Here is an 18,076-nt window from a genome sequence, read left to right on the forward strand (position 1 = left end):
ACTGATTACATTCTCAGCAAATTTTGAGATACATATCCGGTTTTCTCTTACGGGCATCATCCCTTTCTCTGGAGGCAAGGCAATGAATAAACGTCATCTGACGTTATCCCTGCTGGCGGTACTGACGGCAGCATCCGTTCAGGCGTCACAGGTGGATCTGCGCATTATGGAAACCACGGACCTGCACAGCAACATGATGGACTTCGATTACTACAAAGATAAACCGACCGATAAATTTGGACTGGTGCGCACCGCGAGCCTGATCCATGCGGCACGGAACGAAGTCACCAACTCAGTATTAGTCGATAACGGCGACATCATACAGGGCAGCCCGCTGGGCGATTACATGGCGGCGAAAGGCCTGAAACAGGGCGACGTCCATCCTGTTTATCTGGCGATGAATACACTCGATTATGCGGTCGGTAATCTCGGTAATCACGAATTTAACTACGGTCTGGATTATCTGAAAAAAGCGCTGGCCGGGGCGAAGTTTCCTTACGTAAATGCCAACGTCATTGATGATAAAACCGGTAAGCCGCTGTTCACACCATTCCTGATCACCGATAACGCGGTAAAAGACCGGGAAGGTAAAACCCATAATCTCCGCATCGGCTATATCGGTTTCGTGCCGCCGCAAATCATGGTCTGGGACAAAGCTAATCTGCAAGGCAAAGTCACTGTGGCGGATATCACCGAAACCGCTAAAAAGTGGATCCCCGAAATGCGTAAGCAAGGTGCCGACATCATTGTCGCCATCCCGCACTCTGGTCTTTCCGGCGACCCATACAAAACCATGGCAGAAAACTCGGTGTATTACCTGAGCCAGGTGAAAGGCATCGACGCCATTATGTTCGGCCATGCGCACGCGGTTTTCCCGAGTGAGGAATTCGCCAGCATCAAAGGCGCGGACATCAGACAAGGCACGCTGAATGGTGTTCCTGCCGTGATGCCCGGCATGTGGGGCGACCATCTTGGTGTCGTGGATATGGTGCTGAACAACGACAGTGGCAGCTGGAAAGTCGAAACGGCTAAAGCTGAAGCGCGCCCGATTTACGATAAAGAGCAGAAGAAATCTCTGGCGGCGGAAGATCAGAGTCTGGTGAAAGTGCTCGCCCCTTCTCATGACGCAACACGTAAATTTGTCAGTAAGCCAATCGGCAAATCCACCGACAACATGTACAGCTATCTGGCACTGGTTCAGGACGACCCGACGGTACAAATCGTCAATAATGCGCAGAAAGCCTATACCGAACATTTCATTCAGGGCGACCCGGATTTAGCCGATCTGCCGGTACTTTCTGCTGCTGCACCCTTTAAAGTCGGCGGACGTAAAAACGATCCGGCCAGTTTCGTGGAAGTGGAAAAAGGCGAGCTGACTTTCCGCAATGCGGCAGATTTGTATCTGTATCCAAATACACTGGTGGTGATGAAAGTCACCGGACAGGAAGTCAAAGACTGGCTGGAATGTTCTGCCGGACAGTTTAATCAGATCGATATTCACAGCACCAAACCACAACCGCTGATCAACTGGGATGGCTTCCGTACTTATAATTTTGACGTTATCGACGGCGTGAAATATGAAGTTGATGTCAGCCAGCCGGCAAAATTCGATGGTGAATGCGCACTGATTAATAAAGATGCAGAACGCATTAAAAACCTGACCTACAACGGTAAGCCGATAGACCTGAAAGCCACCTTCCTGGTCGCCACGAATAATTACCGGGCTTACGGCGGAAAATTCGCAGGCACCGGCGATAAACACATTGCTTTCGCGTCACCGGATGAAAACCGTTCCGTGGTTGCGGCGTACATCAGTGCCGAAACCAAAAAAGCAGGCGCGGTCACGCCAACGGCGGACAACAACTGGAAGCTGGCGAAAATTGCAGCACCGCAACCGCTGGATATCCGTTTCGAAACGTCTCCTGGCGACAAAGCGGCGGCCTTTATTCAGTCTCACGCGCAATACCCGATGATGGCCAAAGGCACCGATGCCATAGGTTTTGAGATTTATCAGGTCGATTTGCAAAAATAATGCCCTGTCAAACGCCCCGCCCGGGGCGTTTTTTCTTTCTGTACTTCCTTTGAGCTATAGCCGCGCCTTAAACATGTATTTATAATACATGTTATAAATTCTTTCATTTAACGAGGCTTCATCATGGACTATCGCGACCAACCCCTTGGCGCTCTGGCTGTTGCCATTCCGCGCGCTACCCGTCTGTTCCGTCAGTACGATCTCGATTTCTGCTGTGGCGGTAAACAAACCCTGCTGCGCGCCGTCACCAAAAAAGAGCTGGATATTGATCTCATCGAACAGCAGATTGCTGAAATTGCCCGGCTGCCGGATACCTCCACTGACTGGAAAACCGCACCGCTGGCGCAAATCATCGATTTTATTATTCCTCGCTACCATGACCGCCACCGTCAGGAGTTGCCTGAACTGGTTCTGATGGCAGAGAAAGTGGAACGGGTACACGGTGACAAATTGCCTTGCCCCCATGGTCTGGCGGTTCAGCTGCAACTGATTCTGGAAGAACTGACCAGCCACATGATGAAAGAAGAACAGATCCTGTTCCCGATGATCCGCGGCGGAATGGGCCGTCAGGCTGCCGGTCCGATTTCAGTCATGGAACGTGAGCACGATGATGCGGGGCAGATTCTTGAAGAGATTAAACGTCTGACCAATAACGTGACGCCGCCGGAAGGGGCGTGTGTGACCTGGCGGGCGCTGTACGCCGGGATCAACGAATTCATCACCGACCTGATGGAGCATATCCATCTGGAAAACAACCTGTTGTTCCCGCGCGCGCTGCGTGGCGAATAATTCAGGTTTCAGAGGTAAAAAAGGGCGCATATGCGCCCTTTCTTGTTTCTGCTATCCGGAAGGAATTACAGAATTTCCAACAGCTCAACTTCGAAGATCAGCGCGCTGTATGGAGGGATGGAAGCCCCCGCGCCACGTTCGCCGTAAGCCAGGTTATGCGGGATATACAGCTCCCACTTAGAACCGACAGGCATCAGGGTCAGTGCTTCGATCCAGCCCGCGATCACGCCATTGACCGGGAATTCAGCCGGCTCGCCACGCTGTACGGAGCTGTCAAACACGGTACCGTCGATCAGTTTACCGGTGTAATGAACACGTACGCGATCCTGACGGCCCGGAATGGTGCCTTCGCCCTGGGTGATGACAGAGAATTGCAGACCAGACTCGGTGCTGCTCACGCCTTCGCGCTGTGCATTTGCAGCCAGGAATTCCTGACCCTGAACAGCCAGAGCTTCCTGGCGTTCACGACGAACAGCATCAGCACGTTCGTGGACTTCACGCAGTGCGCGGTGAACCACATCAACAGGAACGGCTGGCGTATTCCCTTCCAGCGCGTCGCGTAAGCCTGCCAGCAGTGCGTCAGGCTCTAAACCCTGCAAACCTGATTCCTGCAACTGTTGACCGACCTGCAGGCCGATACCGTAACTTGCCTGCGCTTCTACGCTGTCAAATGAAGGGGTAGTCATGAAATTTCCTTAGCTCTTAAAAATGTCGAACGCGCAGCATAGCAGCGCAAGGCTTTTGGGTAAAATTCTCTGTGAGGCAACATGACGGCAGGCGCAGTTCCTTTCCCTTTTCGGTAAATTTTTCGCATTTGACGCCATTCACGACATCGTTCGGGTGATATTTGTGCTTTGTCCCTTTCCGCATCAAGCAGTTAAACGGCTATACTAGGCAGCAACAGGCAGTCGACATTACGACAGTTAACAAGAGAGGTCGTCATGGGCAGAATCCCGCCCAGGAGAAGGAAAGCCATCCGTATTTATCAACCCATGTTGAGATCCTGGATTGCCATTATGAAAAGGCCGATGCGAGACACCACAGCACCGCAGAGTGAAAGCGAGAGTGAAATCACTTCTGCAGAAACGGAAACCGGTACTTCCGCCGCCGCCCGGGGCAAAACGCTGCTGAGCAAAATCTGGCACATGAGCGACGATTTCCACTGGTTGTCGCCCCTGCCGTATGCGCACCGCCGCGGCATTATTCTGGCTGTGCTGGTCATCCTGCTGGCATTACTGTGGCCCTATACGCCAGAAAACACCTATGCGCCGTCGCAACCGCAACAACCGGCAAGTATCCCGATGCAGGCCGATTTGCGTAACGATCAGGGCCGCACAACGCAAATGGCGCAGCCTGAGCCTGTTCAGCCGCAGAGTAATGACAACAGCGGCACGTGGCGCAGTTATCAGGTGCAGTCGGGTCAGACGCTGGCGCAGTTGTTCCGCGATAATAATATGGCAGTAAATGACGTATTTTCGATGGCACGGGTAGAAGGGGCGGACAAACCGCTGAGTACCCTGAAAACCGGGCAGGAAGTGAAGATACAGCGTGATGCGCAGGGGATGGTCATGGCCCTGCAAGTGACAACGGATCAAAATGTTACCGTGACGTTTACCCGTCAGCCGGACGGCAGTTTCCAGCGCGGTAACTGATCGGCTTCTTATCTTTGCATTGTTCATCATGCAGAAAAGCAAAACGCCGGCACATGGCCGGCGTTTCACAGGTTAACTTCAGCGCTATTACGCTTCAGCAACCACAACTACGTTCAGTTTAGCGAATACGTCGCTGTGTACCTGGAACTCAACTTCGTGTTCACCAGTGGTACGCAGAACGCCATTCGGCAAACGAACTTCGCTTTTAGCAACTTCAACGCCAGCAGCAGTTACTGCATCAGCAATATCGCGAGTACCGATAGAGCCGAACAGTTTGCCTTCGTCGCCTGATTTAGACGCGATGGTTACTGAACCCAGTTCGTTGATTTTAGTTGCGCGAGCTTCAGCAGCGTTCAGAACGTCAGCCAGTTTGGCTTCCAGTTCTGCACGACGTGCTTCGAAGAACTCAACGTTTTTCTTGGTAGCAGGAACAGCTTTGCCCTGTGGTACCAGGAAGTTACGAGCGTAGCCCGCTTTAACGTTAACTTGATCACCCAGGCTGCCCAGGTTTGCTACTTTATCAAGCAGAATAACTTGCATTACTTTATCCTCTCAAAGTCGTTAATAGACAGTGGCCGATTACTGATGACGATCAGTGTATGGCAACAATGAAAGGTAGCGAGCGCGCTTGATGCAACGAGCGAGCTGACGCTGGTATTTTGCACGAGTACCGGTAATACGGCTCGGGACAATTTTACCGCTTTCGGTAATGTAGTTTTTCAGTGTAGCGATGTCTTTGTAATCAATCTCTACAACGCCTTCCGCGGTGAAACGGCAGAACTTGCGACGACGGAAATAACGTGCCATTAGGCTAGTCTCCAGAATCTATCAAATCAATCTGCTCGGCATGTAACACCACTTTATTCAGACCATTGCGCCCTTGATGGCAGCTAATGAATCCGGTCACAGTGAGTTGCGTGCCGACCGTTATACTGTGAGTTAATGCTTGTGACGCTTGTCCACTGACAACCACGGGCATTCTGCACCATGCTTGTCGGTTAAATCCGGCTTCCTGCTGCGACGATTTGTGCTCTAGCACAAACTGGCAGTGTGGAATGCCCGAAGGACTGACTTTACGAATGGGGGTCTTGCACACAGTGCCCGACAACACCAGACGATTCGCCGTCACGGCAATTACTCTTCAGAATCCCCAGCTTCAGCATCATCGTTAGCTTCAGCAAAGTCTTCGCGGCGATCACGACGCTCGTCTTTTGCTTTAACCATTGGAGATGCTTCAGTTACCGCGTGTTTAGTACGCATAACCATGCTACGGATAACGGCGTCGTTGAAGCGGAAGTTAGTTTCCAGCTCATCGATCGCTTCCTGCGGAGCTTCAACGTTCAGCAGAACGTAGTGGGCTTTGTGCAGTTTGTTGATCGGGTAAGCCAGTTGACGGCGGCCCCAGTCTTCCAGACGGTGAATCTGACCAGCTGCGTTAGTGATTACTGCACTGTAACGCTCGATCATGCCCGGAACCTGTTCGCTTTGGTCAGGGTGAACCATAAAAACGATTTCGTAATGACGCATCGAATTGCTCCTTACGGATTATTCAGCCTCCTGTCAGGGTCAACCGCGGCCCATGGAAGCAAGGAACGTGTTTGTGTGCGGTCGAAAAAATGACGCGCAATTATATGTACAGCCTGTGGGAAACTCAAGGAGAAAGGCAGATTAATTTCTCTACAGCTTTGCAGCGAAGAATGCCGTGACTTCTGCCAGCGCATGAACCGAGACTTTATGCTTCGCGCCAGCTTCAGAAATAAAGGTCAGATTATCATCTGCACCGCTTTCAGCCAGTTCCTGCCGCAAGCGCTGGCTTTCAGCAAAAGGCACCACATCATCTTCTTCACCGTGCCAGACAAACAACGGAATATCTGCGATTAACGCCGCTTTCCCGGTGAAATCCAGACTCAGCAAAGGCGCGATTTCGCGTTCAAATACGTCACGCTGCACAATGCCACCGGCGTTGTAAGCTGGAAAAAGGTGGTGAGATAAACGCGCGAAATAACCAGAGCCCATCAGGTTAGCCGCCGCTTTAATCCATGGGAATTTGATCAGCGCCGCCATGGTGGTCATGCCCCCCATCGAAACGCCAGCGACGCCTAAACGCTGCGGATCCGCCAGACCGCGTCCGACAAACTCGTCTTTCAGACACGCCAGTTCATCAATGTTGTTCTGCAAAATGCTCCAGAAATTCGCCAGACATCGCGCTTCGTCGTTTTCTGCGCGCGCACCGTGCATTAATGCATCAGGCAATATCACGCGAAAACCCGCCTTTGCCAGCGTGTAGCCGAAATATGAGTAAATCTCTTTGGAAGACAGAAAACCATGATAGAAAAAAATCGTCGGAAGTTGTTGCTGATACTGTCCGGCTGGCACGGCATGAATGATCTGGATCCCTTCAATATTTTCTTCGTACATCTCAACCATCGTGCTTTCCCCTGTGCATTTAGAAAAAATATCGGCCTCTGTGAGTTTTGACATTCTACGGGTCTGCAAAACGGCGACCACAACCTTTTTCGTATGATTTATAACCCGTTATTCAAAATCCGCATTTTTCAGTTGGCTGACCTTAATTCAAATTCACATGTTTATATTTATTTCATTGATTCAGATCAATTTTACATGAAATAAATAGTTACATTTGATCGTTAATCCTTTCCCGTTCTCCGCCGTTAGTGCGCTATCAGAAGCTAACGGGAAAAACCCATGAAAACGGCATCAAAACGCTCATTTCGACGGTGGAGCATTGGCGCAAAACTGGCCAGCATCGCCTCCCTGCTGGTCGGTTCCTTATTTATTATTTTCACTTTGTCACTGACTCACTCCGCCGGAAAGCAGGTCAATGAACTGGCCGTTAACGCCATTTCCGAGCAGGTGACCGGGGTGGTAGACATGATCGAAATGTACAATGCCAGCCTGAATGCGGAAGTGGACAGCTATACGCGTCTGTTCAGCCATTTTCTGCCATCGGATTTCGAACTTGATACTACCAGCCCGATAATGGTGGGCGATCAGTCAGCACCTGTCATAAAAGCAGGCGGTACGCCACTGAATCTGGATAGCAAAATCCCCGATGATTTTCTGGCGCGCACCAGCGCAATTTCCACAGTGTTTGCACGCCGCGGCGATGACTTTATCCGCGTAACCACGTCCCTGAAAAAACAGGACGGCACCCGCGCCATCGGCACCTTACTCGACAGTAGCAGCCCGGCTTACGCACAGATTATGGCCGGACAATCCTTCAACGGGCTGGCGACACTGTTCGGCAAGAAATACATCACCAAATATCAGCCGGTGCGCGATACGCAGGGCAGCGTGATTGGGATTTTATTTGTGGGTGTCGATATCACCCAGGAATATGCTGATATGCGCCAGAAGATCCTGTCCAAACGCATTGGCGAGAAAGGCTATTTCTTTGTGCTGAACAGCGCACCCGGTAAAGATCTCGGTAAATATCTGGTGCATTTCACTGATGAAGGAAAAACGCCAGCGTGGCCTGAAGGCGAACTGCAGCAGGTCATGTCACAGCCAAAAGGCCAGCGTGAATACACTGACGCAACCAGCCAGCATCAGCAATTCATGGTATATGCGAATGTGCCGGCCTGGCATTGGGTGGTGGTCGGCAGTACCGATAAAAACAGCCTGGTGGAACAGGTCAACAGCACGCGTAATCACTTCCTGATGGTGAGCCTGCTGGCGCTGGCATGTTTCGCTGCACTGTTTATCTGGCTGACGCGCAAGCTGGTCAGCCGCCCGCTGAGCGACGTCGTGAGTATTGCACAACAATATGCCAGCGGTGACCTGCGCGCGCGGGCTGAAACCCAGCGTGTTGATGAAATTGGTGCCCTGATGCATGCGATCGACGGCATCGGCCACGGGCTGGAAAAAATTGTCGGTGAAGTCCGGCAGGTTTCCTCTGAAATTATGATGAATACGCAAGGACTTGCGCACGACAGCGAGCAGATTAATCATCAGATCGGCACGCAAGCCAGCAGTCTGGAAGAAACCTCAGCCAGCATGGAGCAGATCACCGCTACCGTACAGAACACGGCGGACAATGCCACACAGGCCACTCAACTGGTGCAACAGACCGACAAAGCGGCCACTGTCGGTGCTGATGCAGTAAATCAGTCGGTTGAGAGCATGGAGGCCATTAAGCACGCCTCAACGCGTATCGCGGATATCACGACCGTCATCGAGGGCATCGCCTTCCAGACCAATATTCTGGCCCTTAACGCCGCCGTAGAAGCCGCCAGAGCCGGTGAGCACGGGCGCGGATTCGCGGTTGTCGCTGCAGAAGTCCGGGCGCTGGCACAGCGCAGTTCAAATGCGGTGAAGGAGATTGAAAATCTGGTCGCGGATTCCCTGAGCAAAGTCGAGGACGGCCACCAGAGTGCAGCCAAAACGCAGATAAACATGAACGATATTTTGCAGGGTATTCGCCAGGTCAAAGTGCTGATGAGCGATATCGATCTGGCCTCGCACGAGCAGTCGTCCGGTATTTCACAGGTAAACATTGCCATTATGCAGATTGGTAAAGCGACGCAGGAGAACGCCACGCTGGTGGAGAATTCACAGCAAACTGCGGCGGCGCTCAGCGAACAAGGCCGCCATCTCTCACAACTGGTCAGCGTCTTTAAAATTTCCGAACGGTAAGACGTGAATTGCGCGGCAATATACACCGCGCGGACTCGCCAGCACACCGGTGAAAGGGCTACACTTCAGGGTATCGCCCTTTTACCGGATATCACGATGAAATCCCTCCGAATCTCCGCTGCGCTGTTGTTACTGGTTGCGCTAAGCGGTTGCAGTAATCTGATGCAAATCACGCCGGTTCCGCCGCCTGCCGTGACAACCAAAGCGCAGGAAATTACCCGTGCGCAGACTTCCACTCTCACCAAAATTGGCAGCATCACGGTCGATGTGATTGGCAGTCCGATGGATGCAGAAGCAGAAGTGCAGCGCCGCGCCGATGCGGCGGGTGCGCATTACTACGTGATCATGTTTAACAGCGAAACTATTATTCCCGGCCGCTGGTATTCACAGGCCACACTCTACCGCTGATTATTCAGCGCCGATCGCCCGGTTAAGCAACAACTGGCACAAACGTTCCGGCAACAGCGTTTCTCCACGCGGATCAAGCACCATACGGCACCACGCGTCTGCTAGCGGTGGCGACGCAAACTCCAGCATTTGCGTCGCGGTCAGCAGGTTAAATAGCTGACCGGTAAGCCAGCGCCCCTGCGCTTCTTCCGGCCTGCGCAACCGTTGTAAAAACTGGCGCGACGCCCGGTCAAAGACGCGGTTTTGTCCGCGCGCCTGATGCAAAATCTGCTGAACCATTTCCGCGCTGGCAGGCAGTTTTTTCAGCGTGCGCAGCACATCAAGACACATAACGTTTCCCGATCCTTCCCAGATACTGTTGACCGGCATTTCGCGGTACAAACGCGGCAATTCGCTGTCTTCGCAATAGCCAATCCCTCCCAACACTTCCATCGCCTCTGCCACAAACGGCATCCCCTGGCGGCACACTTCGAACTTTGCAGCGGGCGTCAGCAGGCGGCATAACAATTGTTCCGCCGGATTATCCTGCGCATCGGACGCCGTGGCCAGACGCATCAGCAACATCGTCTGCCCTTCCAGCAACAGCGCCATGCGGCTCAGCGTCTGGCGCATCAGCGGTTGTTCGATAAGCGGTTTACCAAAAACCTGCCGCTGGAAGGCGTGGTACAGCGCAACCGACAACGCCCGGCGCATCATAGCGTGGCTTCCCAGCGCGCAGTCAAAGCGCGTATGACCGCCCATTTTCAGGATATGGCGGACGCCCTCGCCTTCTTCGCCCAGCAGCCAGCCGGTGGCATTCTGAAACTCCACTTCGCTGCTGGCGTTCGAACGGTTACCCAATTTGTCTTTCAGGCGTTCGATGCGGATCGCATTGCGCGTTCCGTCGGGCAATACGCGCGGCAGAAAGAAGCAGGACAGTCCGCCATCAGTCTGCGCCAGCACCAGATGCGCATCGCTTTGCGGCACGGAGAAGAACCATTTGTGGCCCACCAGATGATAAGGTTTTCCGCTGCCGCGTCCTTCCAGCGCCGTCGCCCGCGTGGTGTTGCTGAGCACGTCCGAGCCGCCCTGTTTTTCCGTCATGCCCATGCCGATCAGCACGCCTTTCTTCTGATCGCCGGATTGCAGATGCGGATCATAACGGTCAGATAACAGCGGTTTCATCCAGCCACTGAACTCCGGCGGCAGATATTTTTGCAGCAACGGGATCGCGCCAAATGTCATCGTCACCGGGCATAACGTCCCCGCTTCAACCTGACCGTGAAGAATAAAACGCGCCGCACGCGCCACCACCGAGCCGATACGCGCATCTTCCTGCCAGGGTAAATTGTGCACGCGGTTGGCGATCAACCCTTGCATCAGCAGATGCCACGCAGGATGGAAACGCACGTCATCAAGACGTTCACCGGTGGTGTCATAACGCAAAAGATCGGGCGGATTGGTATTCGCCAGCCTTCCCAGCTCCAGCGATTCTGCAGAGCCTAACTGCTGCCCGAGGGACGCCAGGACATCGGCATCCCAGCCCGCCTGCTGGCGGGAAACCGCTTCGCGCAACGGGGTGTCGGAAAGGAATAAATTGCTGTTACTCAGTGGTTTGGGTTGATTGAAAACCCGGTGTGTTTCCCAGTCCATCGCCTGCTCCCTGTTAAAAGGATATGGCGTAAGTATGGTAAAAATCGGGAAATTAACAGGCGGACAGATCACAAAGGCAGAAATGCAAACGGGAGCCCTGAGGCTCCCGTTTAATCAGCGGATCAATAAACGACAATCAGCTTTTCTTCAGGCCGCGCTGACGTACCGCTTCGAACAGGCAAACACCGGTGGCTACGGAAACATTCAGGGAAGAGACGCTCCCCGCCATCGGGATGCTGATCAGTTCGTCGCAATGTTCGCGGGTCAGACGGCGCATACCTTCGCCTTCTGCGCCCATCACCAGCGCCATCGGGCCGGTCATTTTACTCTGGAACAGGTCATGATCCGCTTCACCGGCCGTGCCGACGATCCAGACATTATGTTCCTGCAATACGCGCAACGTACGCGCCAGATTGGTCACGTTGATCAACGGCACGTTTTCAGCGGCGCCGCTGGCAACTTTTTTGGCGGTGGCGTTCAGTTTCGCGGAACGGTCGCGCGGAACAATCACCGCGTGAACACCCGCCGCATCCGCGGTACGCAGACAGGCACCCAGGTTATGTGGATCCGTTACGCCATCCAGCACCAGCAGGAACGGACAATCGAGGCTTTCCAGCAACGCAGGCAGGTCATTTTCCTGATACTGGCGGCCTTCGCGCACACGCGCAATAATCCCCTGATGCACAGCACCTTCGGATTTCTCATCCAGCCACTGGCGGCTCGCCACCTGGATCACGATACCGCTGGCTTCCAGCTCGTCGATCAGCGGTTTCAGGCGTTTATCGTCACGGCCTTTCAGGATAAAGACTTCCAGAAAGCGTTGCGGATCGTTGTCGAGTAAGGCTTTAACGGAGTGAATACCGTAGATAATTTCGCTCATGATGCTCTTTAAAATAGACTTGCGGACAGCAAGCTGTCCGCAATTTAGTAAGGTTACAGACGATTCTATCATAGAAGAATCGTCAGAAAGGACTAGCTGTCAGACTGCTTTTTCTTCGCGCGTTTGGCTCTGGTGGCCGCCGCAATTTTTGCAGTTTTGTCAGAAGGCTTTTTGGCTTTCTTCGGTTTACCGTCTTTACCCACAGCACTGACCGCTTTCTCTTTCTTCGGTTTGGCTGGTTTTGCGTCATCTTTGCGGAACGCGCTGTCCGGCTCAAAATTCACGTTTTTCTTAGCAGTACGGCGACGGCCAGCATTAGCTGGCGCGGCAGAACGCATGGTACGTTCGCCACCTTTTTTCGCGCGGTCACGCGCGGTTTTGCCTTCACCCCGTGCTTTGCGGGTGCTGGAAACCAGCGCGAAATCGATTTTACGTTCGTCCATATGCACGGCTTCAACACGAATTTCTACCGTATCGCCCAGGCGATAAACCGCACCGGAGGATTCACCCACCAGACGCTGACCGATGTTATCGTAACGGTAATAATCATTGTCGAGCGATGACACGTGCACCAGGCCGTCGATGAACAGATCGTTGAGGCGGACGAAGAAGCCGAAGCCGGTGACACTGGCGATAATGCCGGTGAAGACTTCACCCACATGATCTTGCATGAAGTCGCACTTCAGCCAGTCCGCCACGTTGCGGGTGGCTTCGTCCGCGCGGCGTTCTGCCATCGAACAATGCTCGCCGAGCTGCAACATATCTTCGTAATCACTGTGCCAGCCGCCGGTTGGCGTCCAGCGATCTTTCAACGTGCCGTGCTCTTTCGCCAGCAGATACTTGATCGCGCGGTGCAATGCCAGATCCGGATAACGACGGATTGGCGACGTAAAATGCCCGTAAGAAGGCAATGCCAGACCAAAGTGGCCACGGTTTTCCGGATCGTAAATCGCCTGTTTCATTGAACGCAGCAACATAGTTTGCAGCATTTCGCGGTCAGGACGATCGGCCAGTTCATCCATGATCTGAGCATAATCTTTCGGCTCAGGCTTCATGCCGCCGCCCATCACCAGACCCAATTCACCCAGCACGCTTTTCAGCGCGGAGATATGGTCATCGCTTGGACGGTCATGCACGCGGAACAGCGCCGGTTCGTTATGTTTTTCAACAAAACGCGCCGCAGCAATGTTCGCCATGATCATGCACTCTTCGATCAGTTTGTGGGCATCGTTACGTACGGTCGGTTCGACACGTTCGATACGACGCTCAGCATTGAAGATAAATTTCGCTTCTTCGGTTTCGAACGCGATACCGCCACGTTCTGCACGCGCCTGATCCAGCACTTTGTACATGGTGTGCAGTTCAAGCAGATGCTTAACCAGCGGCGAATATTGCTCGCGCAGTTCCGGATCGCCTTCGATGATGCGCCAGACTTTGTTGTATGTCAGACGCGCGTGAGAGCTCATCACGGCTTCGTAGAATTTAGAGCTGGTCAGTTTGCCCTGCGCGGAGATAGTCATCTCACAGACCATACACAGGCGGTCTACCTGCGGGTTCAGCGAACACAGGCCATTAGACAGCACTTCCGGCAGCATCGGCACAACCTGTGACGGGAAATACACCGACGTAGCGCGGCTGCGGGCTTCATCGTCCAGCGCGGTGCCGTGACGGACGTAATAGCTCACGTCGGCGATTGCCACCCACAGGCGCCAGCCACCACCACGTTTTTTCTCACAGTACACGGCGTCATCGAAGTCACGGGCATCTTCACCATCAATGGTGACCAGCGGCAGATTGCGTAAATCCACGCGACCTTTTTTCGCTTCTTCCGGCACCTGTTCGCTCAGGTCTTCGACCTGTTTGAGAACCTGTGGCGGCCAGACGTGCGGGATTTCATGGGTACGCAGGGCGATATCTACCGCCATACTGGTGCCCATTTTATCGCCGAGGACTTCAACGATTTTACCGACCGCTTTGGTACGGCGGGTCGGACGCTGTGTCAGCTCGACCACCACCATATATCCCATGCGTGCGCCGTTAATGGCATCGGCCGGGATCAGAATATCAAAGCTCAGACGACTGTCGTCGGGTACCACAAAACCGGCACCCGCATCGGTAAAGTAACGGCCCACAATCTGGCTCATTTTAGGCACCAGAACACGCACGATGCGCGCTTCACGGCGGCCTTTACGGTCGGTTCCAACTGGTTGTGCCAGGACCACGTCACCGTGGATGCACATTTTCATTTGTTCAGCAGACAAATACACATCGTCTTTCTTCACGCCTTCCAGGCGCAGGAAACCGTAACCATCACGATGGCCGATAACCGTGCCTTTCAGCAAGTCCAGACGCTCCGGCAGCGCGTAGCACTGGCGGCGGGTAAAGACTAACTGGCCGTCACGCTCCATTGCGCGCAAACGGCGACGCAGGGCTTCCAGCGCTTCTTCTCCGGAAAGATTCAGTTCGTTACCAATTTCTTCCCGGCTGGCTGGGGTTTCACGTTTCGCGAGATGTTCCAGAATAAATTCACGGCTGGGAATAGGTGATTCGTATTTTTCTGCTTCTCGTTCCAGGAATGGATCTTGTGACATAGCGGTTCCTCCGTTGTCATCAGCAGTTTGTTGAAAGTCTTTCATTCAACAAGCAATAATTTATAGAGCGTTGAGTTGTCTTTGACCATATCGGCCAGAGTGTACTGATTCAGCTCATCAAGAAAATGTTCTACAGCAGTGTGCAGGACTTGTTTTAGTCGGCATGCAGGCGTGATGTGACAAAAGTCGCTGGCGCAATTGACCAGCGAAAGAGGTTCCAGTTCGCGCACCACGTCGCCAATGCGAATGGTCTCTGCGGGCTTGCCCAGTTTGATACCTCCGTTCTTTCCGCGAACGGCAGTGACCAGACCAGCACGGCTCAACTGATTAATGATTTTCACCATGTGGTTGCGCGATACACCGTAAACCTCGGTGACCTGCGAAATGTTGGTCATCTGATCGTCAGGCAACGAAGCCATATAAATCAACGCTCTCAAACCATAATCAGTAAAACTCGTTAACTGCACACATACCTCTGGGTAGCTATTACCCGGTCTTTCCACGCCAGCAATGACAACAGGGTGAAGATGATTGTTTATTATGACACTTTGATGATAAACCAGCCGCGAACTTTGCAGCTAATCATTTAGATAGTGGATGGTTTATGGAAAGTAAACAAGTGAAGGGATTCAGAAAAAAATAAACCGGGCAATTTTGCCCGGTTATGACGTTTTTACACAATCAGCTCTGACTGTTATGCATCAAACGGGTCACGCAGAATCATCGTTTCGCTACGATCCGGGCCAGTAGAGATAATATCAACCGGCACTTCAGTCAGCTCTTCGATACGCTTGATATAGTTAAGCGCTGCCTGCGGCAGGTTTTCGACTTCTTTCACCCCAAAGGTGGTTTCGGTCCAGCCGGGCATGATTTCGTAGATTGGCTCGATACCTTCCCAGCCTTCAGCAGCCAGCGGTGTAGTCGTCATTTCACGGCCATCAGGCATGCGGTAACCGACACACAGCTTCACTTCTTTCAGACCGTCCAGCACATCCAGTTTAGTCAGACAAAAACCAGACAGGGAGTTGATCTGCACAGAGCGGCGAACCGCCACGATGTCCAGCCAGCCACAACGACGGCTACGGCCAGTGGTCGCGCCAAACTCGTTACCTTGCTTGCGCAGGAACTCGCCGGTTTCATCAAACAGTTCAGTCGGGAACGGACCTGCACCCACGCGGGTAGAGTAGGCTTTCACGATGCCGAGCACATAATCAACATAACGTGGACCAATACCTGAACCGGTAGCAACGCCGCCAGCAGTGGTGTTGGAAGAGGTTACGTACGGATAAGTCCCGTGGTCGATGTCCAGAAGCGTACCTTGCGCGCCTTCGAACATGATCAGATCGCCACGCTTACGCGCGCCATCCAGCAGCTCAGAGACGTCAACAACCATTGCGGTCAGGATGTCGGCAATCGCCATCACATCATCCAACGTTTTCTGGAAATCAACGGCTTCTACTTTGTAGTAGTTCACCAGCTGGAAGTTATGGTATTCGATGATTTCTTTCAGCTTGATAGCGAAAGTTTCTTTGTTGAAGAGATCGCCTACGCGCAGACCGCGACGGGCTACTTTATCTTCATAAGCCGGGCCGATGCCACGACCGGTGGTGCCGATCGCTTTATCGCCACGCGCTTTTTCGCGCGCCATGTCGAGTGCGACATGATAAGGCAGGATCAGCGGGCAAGCTTCAGACAGTAACAGACGTTCGCGTACAGGGATGCCACGAGCTTCAAGTTCGCCCATTTCTTTCATCAACGCGTCAGGCGCCAGTACAACACCGTTGCCGATGATGCTGGTCACGTTTTCACGCAGAATGCCAGAAGGAATTAAATGAAGAACGGTTTTTTCACCGTTGATAACCAGAGTGTGACCGGCGTTGTGACCGCCCTGATAGCGCACAACATATTTAGCCCGTTCAGTAAGCAGGTCTACGACCTTGCCTTTCCCTTCATCACCCCATTGAGTGCCGAGTACGACGACGTTCTTACCCATCTCAAGAATCACCAGGTTGCTTAAAAAAGGATTCTAACATCTCATTCTGTGCTTTCCAGCACTTTTAGCACACGTTTGCGGGAAAAATTTTAATTGCGTGCTACCGGTCTCAGCGAGACGTGACAAGCCCGGCGTAACAAACCCTCATCCACCCAGACGACTACGCAACATGTAGTAAATTACGAAGCCTGCGACCACAAGACCCCCGCCAAAACGGCGTAAAACCGTGTCCGGAAGATTCGCCAGCGAGAGGATCATTTTTCGCCATGTTTTTGGATAAAGCATCGGCCCCAGGCCTTCAAGAACCAAAACTAAGGCCAGCGCCAGCCAGATTGTCGCATTCATGATGAATCGTTCTCATTGCACCCCTTCCTTAAAAGAAAGAAGGATTTCAGAAAAGACAAAAGGCCCCTGAAGGGCCTTTTGGAAATTGCAGAAGCAATTATTTATTTTTTTCAGGTGACTTCATAAAGCGGAAGAAATCGCTGTCAGGGCTTAACACCATGACGTCGTTGCCGCTCTTAAAGCTGGCCTCGTAAGCACGCAGGCTACGGATGAATGCGTAGAAGTCAGGATCCTGGCTGAACGCATCAGCAAACAGTTTCGCCGCTTCGGCATCTCCTTCACCGCGGGTGATACGGGCAGTACGCTCTGCTTCAGCAACAGTACGGGTTCTTTCGTAATCCGCAGCAGCCTGAATTTTGGTCGCCTCTTCTTTACCCTGAGAGATGTGACGCAATGCCACCGCATTACGCTCAGCACGCATACGATCGTAAATCGCGCTGGACACTTCTTCCGGCAAGTTGATTTGTTTCAGACGTACATCCACCACTTCGATCCCCAATGCCGCCATGCTGTTCGGGTTCACCGCAGGTTGTTTACCTTTGGTTTCCTGCTCAACACGTTTTGCTGCAGAGGCAATCGCATCATCGGCTTCGGTGGTCGCTTCAGGCTCATCGCCTACGCTACCGGTGTTCAGGGCATCACGCACATCCAGCGTCAGACGGCCACGGGAATCGGTCACGATATCTTTCACATCAAGACGACCAATTTCAGAACGCAGACGGTCACTGAATTTACGTTTCAGCAGAATTTCTGCCTGAGATACATCACCACCGCCTGTTGCCAGGTAGTAGCGGCTGAAATCACTGATACGCCATTTCAGGTAAGAATCGACGATTAAGTCTTTCTTCTCGCTGGTGACGAAGCGGTCAGCCTGGTTATCCATGGTCTGGATACGCGCGTCGAGCATTTTAATGGATTCCACGAATGGAACTTTAAAATGCAGGCCCGGCGCATACACCAGCGGTTTATTATCGCTGTCACGCAGGACTTTACCAAAGCGCAGCACAATACCGCGCTGACCTTCCTGAACAACAAACAGTGAAGCATAAAGCGCCACCAGCACCACAACGACGATAAGTAAAAATGACTTACGCATTG

At 52.8% G+C, this 18,076-nt stretch carries 18 protein-coding genes; 5 read left to right on the forward strand and 13 right to left on the reverse strand.

Going from position 1 to position 18,076, the window contains the following annotated elements; genetic code table 11:
- Nucleotides 1-82: 82 nt before the first annotated feature.
- Nucleotides 83-2,032 (forward strand): bifunctional 2',3'-cyclic-nucleotide 2'-phosphodiesterase/3'-nucleotidase, encoded by a 1,950-nt coding sequence (locus GW591_RS21435; protein ID WP_153376581.1) that lies wholly within the window; start codon nucleotides 83-85, stop codon nucleotides 2,030-2,032.
- A gap of 123 nt (nucleotides 2,033-2,155) precedes the next feature.
- Nucleotides 2,156-2,821 carry an iron-sulfur cluster repair protein YtfE gene (gene ytfE / locus GW591_RS21440; protein WP_013573781.1) on the forward strand — a complete coding sequence of 222 codons (666 nt, stop codon included), beginning with the start codon at nucleotides 2,156-2,158 and terminating at the stop codon, nucleotides 2,819-2,821.
- A gap of 65 nt (nucleotides 2,822-2,886) precedes the next feature.
- On the opposite strand, the gene fklB is transcribed toward ytfE, so the two are convergent.
- Nucleotides 2,887-3,507, reverse strand: coding sequence for an FKBP-type peptidyl-prolyl cis-trans isomerase (fklB, locus tag GW591_RS21445; protein ID WP_037034256.1), 621 nt, complete (start codon nucleotides 3,505-3,507; stop codon nucleotides 2,887-2,889).
- 255 nt (nucleotides 3,508-3,762) lie between these two features.
- On the opposite strand from fklB, the gene GW591_RS21450 reads away from it, so the two are divergent.
- A complete protein-coding gene (locus tag GW591_RS21450) occupies nucleotides 3,763-4,473 on the forward strand; it encodes a LysM-like peptidoglycan-binding domain-containing protein (RefSeq protein ID WP_013573779.1) in 711 nt (236 codons plus the stop codon).
- Nucleotides 4,474-4,560: 87 nt separating this feature from the next.
- Here the strand turns inward: GW591_RS21450 and rplI are convergent, their stop codons facing one another.
- The 5 genes from rplI to yjfP form a co-directional block, all read right to left on the reverse strand.
- A complete protein-coding gene (rplI, locus tag GW591_RS21455; protein ID WP_013573778.1) occupies nucleotides 4,561-5,013 on the reverse strand; it encodes a 50S ribosomal protein L9 in 453 nt (150 codons plus the stop codon).
- Nucleotides 5,014-5,052: 39 nt separating this feature from the next.
- Nucleotides 5,053-5,280 (reverse strand): 30S ribosomal protein S18, encoded by a 228-nt coding sequence (gene rpsR, locus GW591_RS21460; protein ID WP_002210155.1) that lies wholly within the window; start codon nucleotides 5,278-5,280, stop codon nucleotides 5,053-5,055.
- Nucleotides 5,281-5,284: 4 nt separating this feature from the next.
- Nucleotides 5,285-5,602, reverse strand: a complete 318-nt coding sequence (gene priB / locus GW591_RS21465; RefSeq protein WP_013573777.1) for a primosomal replication protein N — start codon at nucleotides 5,600-5,602, stop codon at nucleotides 5,285-5,287.
- Nucleotides 5,603-5,607: 5 nt separating this feature from the next.
- Nucleotides 5,608-6,000, reverse strand: a complete 393-nt coding sequence (rpsF, locus tag GW591_RS21470) for a 30S ribosomal protein S6 (RefSeq protein ID WP_013573776.1) — start codon at nucleotides 5,998-6,000, stop codon at nucleotides 5,608-5,610.
- 150 nt (nucleotides 6,001-6,150) lie between these two features.
- On the reverse strand, nucleotides 6,151-6,900 hold the full coding sequence (gene yjfP, locus GW591_RS21475) for an esterase (RefSeq protein ID WP_013573775.1): 750 nt from the start codon (nucleotides 6,898-6,900) through the stop codon (nucleotides 6,151-6,153).
- 279 nt (nucleotides 6,901-7,179) lie between these two features.
- Between yjfP and GW591_RS21480 the strand changes: the two genes are divergently transcribed.
- A complete protein-coding gene (locus GW591_RS21480) occupies nucleotides 7,180-9,129 on the forward strand; it encodes a methyl-accepting chemotaxis protein (RefSeq protein WP_166861351.1) in 1,950 nt (649 codons plus the stop codon).
- Nucleotides 9,130-9,225: 96 nt separating this feature from the next.
- Nucleotides 9,226-9,537 (forward strand): biofilm peroxide resistance protein BsmA, encoded by a 312-nt coding sequence (bsmA, locus tag GW591_RS21485; RefSeq protein WP_166861353.1) that lies wholly within the window; start codon nucleotides 9,226-9,228, stop codon nucleotides 9,535-9,537.
- On the opposite strand, the gene GW591_RS21490 is transcribed toward bsmA, so the two are convergent.
- The 7 genes from GW591_RS21490 to hflC all read right to left on the reverse strand — a co-directional run bounded on the left by GW591_RS21490 (nucleotide 9,538) and on the right by hflC (nucleotide 18,074).
- Complete coding sequence (locus GW591_RS21490; protein ID WP_121020154.1) at nucleotides 9,538-11,169, reverse strand: isovaleryl-CoA dehydrogenase; 1,632 nt, start codon at nucleotides 11,167-11,169, stop codon at nucleotides 9,538-9,540.
- A 136-nt stretch (nucleotides 11,170-11,305) separates the two neighbouring features.
- The gene (gene rlmB / locus GW591_RS21495; protein WP_014411562.1) at nucleotides 11,306-12,049 is read right to left on the reverse strand and encodes a 23S rRNA (guanosine(2251)-2'-O)-methyltransferase RlmB; all 744 of its coding nucleotides are present in this window, start codon (nucleotides 12,047-12,049) and stop codon (nucleotides 11,306-11,308) included.
- Between the two features lie 92 nt (nucleotides 12,050-12,141).
- On the reverse strand, nucleotides 12,142-14,640 hold the full coding sequence (rnr, locus tag GW591_RS21500) for a ribonuclease R (RefSeq protein ID WP_112152034.1): 2,499 nt from the start codon (nucleotides 14,638-14,640) through the stop codon (nucleotides 12,142-12,144).
- Between the two features lie 41 nt (nucleotides 14,641-14,681).
- Nucleotides 14,682-15,107 (reverse strand): nitric oxide-sensing transcriptional repressor NsrR, encoded by a 426-nt coding sequence (gene nsrR / locus GW591_RS21505; RefSeq protein ID WP_013573769.1) that lies wholly within the window; start codon nucleotides 15,105-15,107, stop codon nucleotides 14,682-14,684.
- A gap of 227 nt (nucleotides 15,108-15,334) precedes the next feature.
- Nucleotides 15,335-16,633: an adenylosuccinate synthase gene (locus tag GW591_RS21510; RefSeq protein WP_013573768.1), complete on the reverse strand. Its 1,299-nt coding sequence runs from the start codon at nucleotides 16,631-16,633 to the stop codon at nucleotides 15,335-15,337.
- A 144-nt stretch (nucleotides 16,634-16,777) separates the two neighbouring features.
- Entirely contained in the window at nucleotides 16,778-16,978 is a 201-nt protein-coding gene (locus GW591_RS21515) for a DUF2065 domain-containing protein (protein ID WP_013573767.1), read from the reverse strand.
- A 97-nt stretch (nucleotides 16,979-17,075) separates the two neighbouring features.
- Entirely contained in the window at nucleotides 17,076-18,074 is a 999-nt protein-coding gene (hflC, locus tag GW591_RS21520) for a protease modulator HflC (RefSeq protein ID WP_013573766.1), read from the reverse strand.
- Between the last annotated feature and the right edge of the window lie 2 nt (nucleotides 18,075-18,076).

The organism is Rahnella aceris (assembly GCF_011684115.1).
Classification (GTDB): Bacteria; Pseudomonadota; Gammaproteobacteria; order Enterobacterales; family Enterobacteriaceae; genus Rahnella; species Rahnella aceris.

Coding starts and splice junctions, on each gene's coding strand:
- GW591_RS21435 (WP_153376581.1), top strand. CDS start 83: ATGAATAAACGTCATCTGACGTTATCCCTGCTGGCGGTACTGACGGCA.
- ytfE (WP_013573781.1), top strand. CDS start 2,156: ATGGACTATCGCGACCAACCCCTTGGCGCTCTGGCTGTTGCCATTCCG.
- fklB (WP_037034256.1), bottom strand. CDS start 3,507: ATGACTACCCCTTCATTTGACAGCGTAGAAGCGCAGGCAAGTTACGGT.
- GW591_RS21450 (WP_013573779.1), top strand. CDS start 3,763: ATGGGCAGAATCCCGCCCAGGAGAAGGAAAGCCATCCGTATTTATCAA.
- rplI (WP_013573778.1), bottom strand. CDS start 5,013: ATGCAAGTTATTCTGCTTGATAAAGTAGCAAACCTGGGCAGCCTGGGT.
- rpsR (WP_002210155.1), bottom strand. CDS start 5,280: ATGGCACGTTATTTCCGTCGTCGCAAGTTCTGCCGTTTCACCGCGGAA.
- rpsF (WP_013573776.1), bottom strand. CDS start 6,000: ATGCGTCATTACGAAATCGTTTTTATGGTTCACCCTGACCAAAGCGAA.
- yjfP (WP_013573775.1), bottom strand. CDS start 6,900: ATGGTTGAGATGTACGAAGAAAATATTGAAGGGATCCAGATCATTCAT.
- GW591_RS21480 (WP_166861351.1), top strand. CDS start 7,180: ATGAAAACGGCATCAAAACGCTCATTTCGACGGTGGAGCATTGGCGCA.
- bsmA (WP_166861353.1), top strand. CDS start 9,226: ATGAAATCCCTCCGAATCTCCGCTGCGCTGTTGTTACTGGTTGCGCTA.
- GW591_RS21490 (WP_121020154.1), bottom strand. CDS start 11,169: ATGGACTGGGAAACACACCGGGTTTTCAATCAACCCAAACCACTGAGT.
- rlmB (WP_014411562.1), bottom strand. CDS start 12,049: ATGAGCGAAATTATCTACGGTATTCACTCCGTTAAAGCCTTACTCGAC.
- rnr (WP_112152034.1), bottom strand. CDS start 14,640: ATGTCACAAGATCCATTCCTGGAACGAGAAGCAGAAAAATACGAATCA.
- GW591_RS21510 (WP_013573768.1), bottom strand. CDS start 16,633: ATGGGTAAGAACGTCGTCGTACTCGGCACTCAATGGGGTGATGAAGGG.
- GW591_RS21515 (WP_013573767.1), bottom strand. CDS start 16,978: ATGAATGCGACAATCTGGCTGGCGCTGGCCTTAGTTTTGGTTCTTGAA.
- hflC (WP_013573766.1), bottom strand. CDS start 18,074: ATGCGTAAGTCATTTTTACTTATCGTCGTTGTGGTGCTGGTGGCGCTT.